Annotated in this window: 1 pseudogene; it reads left to right on the plus strand. The window is 55.2% G+C overall.

Annotated features, from left to right (window positions below):
- Positions 1 to 241, plus strand: a pseudogene (locus G0Q06_RS14350) (F0F1 ATP synthase subunit beta); the annotation flags it as partial.
- Positions 242 to 281: the final 40 nt, after the last annotated feature.

Consider the following 281-nt stretch of genomic DNA (forward strand, 5'->3'; position numbering starts at 1 on the left):
GGACAAGCTGACCGTTGCACGCGCGCGGAAAATCCAGCGTTTCCTGAGCCAGCCGTTTGACGTGGCGAAAGTCTTTACCGGCTCTGACGGTGTGCAGGTGCCTTTGACCGAAACCATTGAATCCTTCAAAGCAGTTGTGGCCGGTGAATATGACCACCTGCCCGAAGGCGCCTTCTACATGGTTGGTGGCATCGAAGAAGTGAAAGCGAAAGCTGAAAAAATGGCGGCCGACGCCGCTTAAGGAGCCTGACCTATGGCAGATACAGTCCAATTCGACCTCG

Origin of the sequence: Oceanipulchritudo coccoides, from assembly GCF_010500615.1 — a bacterium.
In the GTDB taxonomy this organism is placed as follows: domain Bacteria; phylum Verrucomicrobiota; class Verrucomicrobiia; order Opitutales; family Oceanipulchritudinaceae; genus Oceanipulchritudo; species Oceanipulchritudo coccoides.